This is a genomic window from Rhodococcus sp. ARC_M6, assembly GCF_022810305.1.
Lineage (GTDB): Bacteria > Actinomycetota > Actinomycetes > Mycobacteriales > Mycobacteriaceae > Rhodococcus_F.
In genome coordinates this window covers 181,764-189,915 of record NZ_JALGQH010000009.1, presented here as the reverse complement: position 1 = coordinate 189,915, position 8,152 = coordinate 181,764, and the positions used below count along the sequence as shown (strand labels likewise).

The following is an 8,152-nucleotide window of genomic DNA, read 5'->3' as shown; positions in this document are numbered from 1 at the left end:
TGGAATCCGGCAGCATCCCGACTGCACACGGGTCGACCGGTCATATTCGGATACTGATTCGGGCCGTGAAAACATGATCGGCGAACCGCTCAGGCCGGCAGCGGCCTCTCATGCAAGATTGAGGCTAGTGCATCTCATCGACACTGTCGATGTACTCGAAAAGCGTGGAGTAGCTTTCAAATCACTCAAGGCCCCCATCGACACAACGACGTCAAGCGGGGAAGCTGTTTTTCCAAATCTTCTGCGCCCTAAGTGAATTCGAGCGTAACCTAGTCCGTGAACGCACTATGGCGGGTCTGGCAGCAGCGCGGGATCGAGGCCGTATCGGAGGCCGGCCGTCAGCACTTACAGTGGCGAAGAAGCGGCAGGCCGACAAGATGCGAGGGGACGGCGTCCCCATGAGTGAAATCGCAGAAGTCTTGGGCGTAGGGAGGAGCGCTCTGTATGGGAACTTGATTGAGAAAACAGCTTTAACGTGATTTAGGCAGCCAAGGAAGCATCCGGTATGACGATGGTCAATCCTCAATGAAGGAGAAACAGTATGGGGAAAGTCGGAATTCTTACCGAGAAGCCCTCGGCGGCAAGGAACTTCGCTGCCGCGCTGGGCGGTATGAGCGGCACATTCGACGGCACGGAATACGTCATCGTGAATGCTCGCGGTCACCTCTTGGAATTGAAGGACCCCGGGGCGATGGTGCCCGCATCCCTCTCCGAGCAGTACAAGAGCTGGGATCTGCAACATCTACCGTGGAATGCCGGCGACTTCCGGTGGGAGCGCGAGATCCGACGCAAGGTCTCCGGCGGGAAGCTGGTCACCGACCAGGACGCGAAGAGCCTGCTCCACGCACTCAAAGCGACCTTGTCGACGTGCGAGACCGTATGCAACGCAGCCGATCTTGATCCCACCGGCGAGGGCTCGCTGCTGGGGTGGGAAATCGTGGAGTACCTGGGTCTGGAAGGCAGAAAGCTCGAGCGGATGGAGTTCCTCGACGAAACCCCGGCATCGCTGCGGAAGGCGTTCACGAATCGCCGCGCGGTGACCTCGATCGAATCCGAAGGTGACTACCGCAAGGCAGACTTCCGGTCGAAGTGGGACATGCTGTCGATGCAGTTCACACGGGCGGCGACGAAGGTTTCCGGTTCGGGCACCGTAGTGCGCAACGGTCGACTCAAGTCGGCGATGGTCGTGATTGTCGGTGACGGCCTCGACGCGCACAAGGGTTACGTCAAGAAAGCGTTCTATGAGAACCGTTTTCGTGACGAGAACAATGTCACCTACACCGATCCTGACATTGACCGGTTCGAGAAGAAGAGCGCCGTGCCCGGCGGCCTCGAGTCCTCCCCGGTGGTCCATGACGGGATTACTCGCAAGAAGACCGGGCCACCGAAATTGATGGACCTCGCGGCCCTTTCGTCGCTATTGTCGAAGAAGGGATTCCAAGCCAAGCAGGTCCTCGACACGTATCAGAGGATGTACGAGGCACAGGTGGTGTCCTATCCGCGGACCGAGGACAAGTTCATCTCGATCGAACAGTTCAACGAACTGCTACCGCTGATCGACAAGATCGCCGGCGTCGTCGGAGTGAACCCGGCAGCGCTCACCCGCCGCGGCCCACGAAAGAGTCACATCAAATCCGGCGGCGCCCACGGTGCCAACCGTCCCGGCCCGAACGTCCCCCCGAACTTGACCGCCGTGGAGAACAAATTCGGCGAACTGGGTAAGGAAATCTACGAACTCCTGGCGAAGAACTACCTGACGATGCTCGCCCCGGACTACGAGTACGACCAGCATCGCGGGCATGTCGAGAAGTACCCGAGCTTCGTCGGTTCGCTGAACGTCCCGGCAGTGCTCGGATGGAAAGGCGTGTTCGTCATCGAGGAGGATGACGACGAGGCGACCGAGCCGACGTCGACGGCCACGACGCTCGGCCGTGTGGCGAAACCGTTCGTCCACGAAGGGTTTCCGACGCGGCCACCGCACCCGACGATGGGTTGGCTGATGAAGCAGCTGGAAAAACGCAGCGTGGGTACCGGTGCCACCCGGACGAGCACGTACGCCGAGGTTACCAACAACGCCACCGGCAAGGCGTTGATGCGTGAGCAGCGCGGCAAGATCACGCTCAGTGCGGTCGGCGAACTCAACCACCGGATTCTGCCGGGCACGCACATCGGTGATCTCACGATCACCGAGAAGGTTTTCGAGCAGATGGCGCAGATCGAGGCGGGTACGAGCGCGGCTCCTGACTTCCTGGCGCTGGTGGCAGGCCTGGTGCGCCACGACCTGGAGAAGATGAAGGCGAACGCGAGCAGGTTGCCGGCCGAACTCAAAGAGCGCATGGCCAAGGCCGGAGTGATCCGTGAGCCGGTCGAGAACATCACCCTGCCACCGGCACTGCATTTCATCCACGACGGCACCGTGGTCAGCACGGCGAAGAGGGGGTTCGGCGGGCACCGGTTCACCGACGCCGAGGTAGGCGCGCTGGTGGCTGGTGAGGTCATTGAGATCACGGCGACCAGCACCAAGACCGGCAAGCCGTACACCTGCAAGGGCAAGCTCGAAGCCGGAGTGATGGAGAAGAACGGGAAGAAGTACCCATTTGTGGGCTTCAAGCCTCAGTTTGAGGAGCGAGCCCCGCGAACGGACCTGGTCAGCGGAGTGTGGAAGGGTAAGAAGGTCTCGTTCAAGGGCCGCGGCTGGGGCGCCAACGAGCACTGGTCAGGCAAGGACTTCACGGAGCAGGAACTGGCAAAGCTGCTGGCGGGGGAGAGCATCGAATTCGAGGCCAAGGGTAAGACTGGCAATCCGTACCTGGCCAAGGGTGTGCTGGCCGCTAGGACCTATCAGGGCCAGAAGACGTTCGGTTTCACGTTGAAGTTCGAGGACCGGAAAGCTCCCACCGGAGCGAGGAAGCGCAAGGTCGGTAAATAACGGCAACAGCCACCGACTCCGAAAGCAAGCCGGATCCTCAGTGTACGAGAGTTGTGTCGAGTCGAGTCGGTATTCCAATCATGGCGAGCGAGTTATGCAGGGGCAGAGCATGATTCAAAGTGCAACTGACATGTTCGTAGGGTGGGCGACATGGATTTCTACGTTCGACAGTTCCGCGACATGAAGGCTATTCCTGATGGAGCCACAATCGGGCCGTACCTGGCGGAGTTCGCCAGTGCCTGCGGCGAAGTTCTGGCTCGCGCTCACGCGCGAAGCGGAGACGCAAACGCCATCTCCGAGTATCTGGGAAAATCAGACAAAGCCGTGGTGGGATTGTCGGCGTTTGCGCGTCGGTACGCAGACCAGAACGAGCGGGACCATGCTCAACTAGTCGCAGCGATCGCGAAAGGATCTGTGCGCAGCGCCCCGGGATGGTGACGCCGTCGCAGGTTTCCCCAGAGTTCTCACAGAACCACCACAACGGCAGCACAAGAATGCGGACTTACCTAAGAGTCAAGTAATTCGATTCCTTCAGGAGGTCCGCAATGAATACTCGCGAATTCGACCGCAATCGCGGCGTAGTGCTGGTAACTGACATCAGCCGTGATCACGGCGCACGCGTTGCGTCTGAATTCCTGGAGGCGGGATGGAATGTCGCAGTCACTGCCCGGACGGTGGCCGAGTTGGTTCGGTTCATGGCAGGTAAGCCGGCGCACCACTTTTTTGCCATCGTGGCGGACCCTACTGATCGCTTGCAGGCAGATCGAATTCTCGACCGGGTGACGACGCGATTCGGCGGGATCAACAGGGTCGTCGATCCGGTGGGCATGGTCAGCGCGGCGTGGATGCAGGGCGAAGTATTCGAAGCTGTTGCGTAACAGTGCGGTTCAGCTTGGTGGGCGCAATGCCGCAAACTCGTCCGTCACCCGCAATGTGGAGTCGGTGAAGCGATACAGCGCCGGCGGGCGGCCACCGGCCTTTCCGGACGGTGCGGTGTTTCCGGTCGCTGTCAGAACGCCGCGACGGCCGAGGACGCGTTGCAGATTGGTTGCATCGACCTGGTATCCGAGTGCCGCGCAATAGATTTCGCGCAAGGTAGACATTGCGAATTCTTCCGGGGCGAGCCCGAAGGCGATGTTGGTGTACGAGAGTTTGGCGGCTAGTCGATTGCGGGCGTGACGCACAACAGTGCCGTGGTCGAACGACATCTCCGGAAGGTTCGATACCGGATGCCACGCGGTATCCGGCGGAAGTTGCGGGTCCGCGCTCAGAGGGACCAACCCCAGGAAGGTCGACGCGATACGGCGAGTGCCCGGCACGCGCGCCGGGTCGCTGAAGACGGAGAGTTGTTCGAGGTGTGCCACCTTGCGGAGGTCTACCTTCTCAGCGAGGAGCCTGCGGGCTGAGGTTGTGAGGTCTTCGTCGTCGCGCAAGGTACCGCCGGGGAGTGACCAGGTGCCCTTCTGGGGATCGAGGGCGCGCTGCCAGAGCAGCACGGCCAGTTCTTCGCGCCCGCCAGGGCAGTGACTGCCGTCACCTGCGGTGATGTCGGTGGGGAAGGCGCGAACCTGGAACACCGCTGCAAGCACTTCGTGGGTGGTGTTACTATGAGGCACGTTTTCGATCGTAAGTCGAAAACCTCGAATACGGAAATCCGGGCCAGCCCGTTCGGATTTGAACTGGGCGCTAGCCCGGGTTCACGGTGAAGGAGAACGCCATGACGACCACGACGTTATGGGAGGGATCGACCTCGCAGATTCATGACGGCCCCGGTGGATACACCGGAGTCGAAGCGACCCCGGAGTGGGCCGCGGAGGTCAAACGTCTGGCTCGCGAGCGCGGCGCCACCATTTTGGCGCACAACTACCAGTTGCCTGCCATTCAAGACGTTGCTGATCATGTCGGTGACTCACTTGCGCTCTCGCGTATTGCAGCCGAGGCTCCCGAGGACACGATCGTGTTCTGTGGCGTCCACTTCATGGCCGAGACCGCCAAGATCCTGTCGCCGTCCAAGACGGTGCTGATCCCGGACGAGCGCGCGGGTTGCTCGTTGGCTGATTCCATCAACGCGGAGCAGCTTCGCGAGTGGAAAGCCGACAACCCGAATGCCCTGGTGGTTTCCTACGTGAACACCACGGCAGAGGTCAAAGGCTTGACCGACATCTGCTGCACATCGTCCAATGCGGTTGACGTGGTCAATTCCATCGACGCTGACCGTGAGGTGCTGTTCCTGCCGGACCAGTTCCTCGGTGCACACGTCAAGCGCGTGACCGGCCGCACCAACATGCAGATCTGGGCCGGTGAATGCCACGTCCACGCCGGCATCAACGGTGACGAGCTGACGGCCAAGTCCAAGGCTCACCCCGATGCAGAACTCTATGTGCACCCCGAATGTGGTTGCGCCACTTCGGCTCTGTACCTGGCCGGCGAAGGTGCTGTTCCGGCCGACAAGGTCAAGATCCTCTCCACCGGCGGAATGCTGGACGCCGCACGCACCACCAAGAGCAAGCAGGTGCTGGTCGCGACCGAAATCGGCATGCTGCATCAGCTCCGTAAGGCGGCACCGGGCGTCGACTTCCAGGCCGTGAACGACCGCGCGTCGTGCCCGTACATGAAGATGATCACGCCCGCTGCGTTGCTGCGGTGCCTGCTCGAAGGCAAGGACGAAGTCCATGTCGACCTCGAAATGGCCAAGCGTGCACAGAAATCGGTACAGCGGATGATCGAGATCGGCAATCCGGGCGGCGGCGAGTGACGAGCCCTGCCGGGCGTTTCGCCTGGGAGGCTCACGCCGATCTGGTCGTCGTGGGGGGCGGTGTCGCGGGGCTTACGGCCGCGCGGACAGCGTCCCTGCGGGGACTGAAAGTTTTGACCGTCAGCAAGGGTGGTCCAACGGATACATCCACTCAGTACGCGCAGGGCGGCATTGCCGTTGTCGGCGATCTGGGCACCGATTCGGTGGACTCTCACGTTGCCGATACGTGCGAAGCGGGCGTCGGGCTCTGTGACGAAGCAGCGGTGTATTCCGTCGTCGAAGCCGGGCACGAAGCCGTTGCCGCTCTGGCTGCACTCGGGGCAGTGTTCGACCGTGGCCGAGACGGCGAGGTGTCGCGCACCCGTGAGGGTGGGCACAGCACTCGACGCATCATTCATGCCGGTGGTGACGCCACCGGAGCGGAAGTTCAGCGGGCTCTCAACGCCGCGGGCCTGCCGGTTCTGTTCGGTGCCGCTGCCGTTCAGGTGGTGACCAATCGCCGTGGGGTGTGCGGACTGATCGTCTCGTCGCCCGACGGACTCGGCGTAATTCACGCGCCGGCAGTTCTGCTCGCGACGGGCGGCCTCGGCCAGTTGTATGCGTGCAGCACCAACCCGCCCGGAGCTACTGCCGACGGTATAGCCTTGGCGCTCGAGGCTGGTGCGGCAATATCCGACCTTGAATTCGTTCAGTTCCATCCGACGGTTCTGTTCACACCCGGCGGCCTCGGTCGACGGCCGTTGATCAGTGAGGCCGTGCGGGGCGAGGGCGCGATTCTTGTTGACACCAATGGTGATTCGATAACTGCTGGTGTTCACCCGCTCGGTGATCTGGCGCCCCGGGATGTGGTCTCTCGCGCAATCGCGGCGCGATTGCGCGACCTGGGCACCGATCATGTGTACCTGGATGCGCGAAAGCTCGAGGGGTTCGCGGCTCGGTTCCCGACCATTACGGCGTCGTGCCTCGAAGCCGATATTGACCCACGGACACAACTGATTCCCGTGGCGCCGGCAGCGCACTATTCGTGCGGTGGCGTAGCAACCGACGTGCATGGGCGTACCGGCGTGCCGGGCCTGTATGCGGCGGGCGAAGTTGCGCGTACCGGATTGCACGGAGCTAATCGCCTTGCATCCAACAGCCTTCTCGAAGGACTGGTTGTGGGAGAGCGCGCCGGAATCGCAGCCGCGGAGCGTCGTGAGGTTCACGCTGAAGTAGTCAACGTGGTGCGTCGTCCCCTGCCGATTCTGCCTCGGGAGAAGGTGCAGTCGATCATGACCGCGAACGCCTCTGTCGTCCGCGACGGTGTGGGACTCGAAGTAGCGCGCATATCCCTTGCAGCTGCCGATAAGACTGTTGCAGTTACTGTTCCGGATCTCGAGGACGTAGCACTGACCTTGACTGCTACCGCTTTGGTGGACGTTGCCATCGCCCGCACCGAGAGTCGTGGCTGCCACACACGCACCGACCATCCCGAGACCGACCCGAATCAGCGTCGTAGCACCCGAATCAAACTGGGTAGAGACGGCGCACTCGACATGCTCGACACATTTTTGACAGGAGTTCATCGATGACCGCGCAGAAACCGTTGCCCGCCGCCCTCGACCGCGACGAGGTACTCACTCTGATCCGGCTCGCACTGGACGAGGACCTGCGGTACGGACCGGATGTCACTTCGGTAGCGACGGTTCCCGCAGACGCCGTTGCGAAGGCCTCGGTTGGTGCTCGGTCCGCCGGCACAATCGCCGGTATCGACGTCGGACTGCTGGTGCTCGACGAGGTGATCGGTGCCGGCAATTACGAGGTGCTCGATCGTGTCGCGGACGGAACCCGCGTTGAAGCAGGACAGTCGGTGCTCTCCGTGATGGCACCGACTCTGGGTCTGCTGACCGCGGAGCGCACGATGCTCAACCTGGTGTGCCACCTCTCCGGTATCGCGACCGCGACGTCGCAGTGGGTTGACGCTGTCGCCGGCACTCATGCCAAGATCCGCGATACTCGGAAGACGCTTCCCGGTCTGCGTTCGCTGCAGAAGTACGCAGTTCAGGTCGGTGGCGGATTCAACCACCGCATGGGACTCGGCGACGCGGCGCTGATCAAGGACAACCACGTTGCTGCCGCCGGTTCCGTAGTTGCGGCGCTGCGGGCCGTACGTGAACTCGCGCCGAACATCGAGTGCGAGGTCGAGGTGGACAACCTCACTCAGCTCGACGAGGTGCTCGCCGAGAACGTCGAACTCATTCTGCTGGACAACTTTCCGCTGTGGCAGACCCAGATTGCAGTGCAGCGACGCAACACGGTGTCGCCGAGCACGAAGCTCGAAGCGTCCGGTGGCCTGAGCCTCGATGTCGCAGCGGAATATGCCGGTACCGGTGTCGATTACCTCGCTGTCGGCGGTCTGACGCATTCCGTGACTGTTCTCGATCTCGGCCTCGACATGTAGGCTCTGTCGCTCGTTCATTCGGGCAAAG

General features: G+C 61.8%; 7 protein-coding genes and 1 pseudogene. 7 read left to right on the top strand and 1 reads right to left on the bottom strand.

Annotated elements, in window-relative coordinates; genetic code table 11:
* Nucleotides 1–224 precede the first annotated feature (224 nt).
* The 4 genes and pseudogenes from MTX36_RS30550 to MTX36_RS12990 all read left to right on the top strand — a co-directional run bounded on the left by MTX36_RS30550 (nucleotide 225) and on the right by MTX36_RS12990 (nucleotide 3,807).
* The gene (locus tag MTX36_RS30550; protein ID WP_374230477.1) at nucleotides 225–479 is read left to right on the top strand and encodes a recombinase family protein; all 255 of its coding nucleotides are present in this window, start codon (nucleotides 225–227) and stop codon (nucleotides 477–479) included.
* A 62-nt stretch (nucleotides 480–541) separates the two neighbouring features.
* Complete coding sequence (locus MTX36_RS13000) at nucleotides 542–2,929, top strand: DNA topoisomerase (RefSeq protein WP_243620138.1); 2,388 nt, start codon at nucleotides 542–544, stop codon at nucleotides 2,927–2,929.
* 22 nt (nucleotides 2,930–2,951) lie between these two features.
* Nucleotides 2,952–3,367, top strand: a pseudogene (locus MTX36_RS12995) (DUF2252 family protein); the annotation flags it as partial.
* A gap of 107 nt (nucleotides 3,368–3,474) precedes the next feature.
* Nucleotides 3,475–3,807, top strand: a complete 333-nt coding sequence (locus MTX36_RS12990; RefSeq protein ID WP_243620137.1) for an SDR family NAD(P)-dependent oxidoreductase — start codon at nucleotides 3,475–3,477, stop codon at nucleotides 3,805–3,807.
* Between the two features lie 9 nt (nucleotides 3,808–3,816).
* On the opposite strand, the gene MTX36_RS12985 is transcribed toward MTX36_RS12990, so the two are convergent.
* Complete coding sequence (locus tag MTX36_RS12985; protein ID WP_308198223.1) at nucleotides 3,817–4,545, bottom strand: NUDIX domain-containing protein; 729 nt, start codon at nucleotides 4,543–4,545, stop codon at nucleotides 3,817–3,819.
* Nucleotides 4,546–4,646: 101 nt separating this feature from the next.
* On the opposite strand from MTX36_RS12985, the gene nadA reads away from it, so the two are divergent.
* The 3 genes from nadA to nadC are packed head-to-tail and all read left to right on the top strand — an operon-like array spanning nucleotide 4,647 to nucleotide 8,124.
* Nucleotides 4,647–5,684, top strand: a complete 1,038-nt coding sequence (nadA, locus tag MTX36_RS12980) for a quinolinate synthase NadA (protein WP_094275083.1) — start codon at nucleotides 4,647–4,649, stop codon at nucleotides 5,682–5,684.
* The gene (locus tag MTX36_RS12975; protein WP_243620136.1) at nucleotides 5,681–7,255 is read left to right on the top strand and encodes an L-aspartate oxidase; all 1,575 of its coding nucleotides are present in this window, start codon (nucleotides 5,681–5,683) and stop codon (nucleotides 7,253–7,255) included. The genes nadA and MTX36_RS12975 overlap by 4 nt, the downstream gene beginning before the upstream one ends.
* Entirely contained in the window at nucleotides 7,252–8,124 is an 873-nt protein-coding gene (nadC, locus tag MTX36_RS12970) for a carboxylating nicotinate-nucleotide diphosphorylase (RefSeq protein ID WP_094273591.1), read from the top strand. Before MTX36_RS12975 ends, nadC begins: the two co-directional genes overlap by 4 nt.
* Nucleotides 8,125–8,152: the final 28 nt, after the last annotated feature.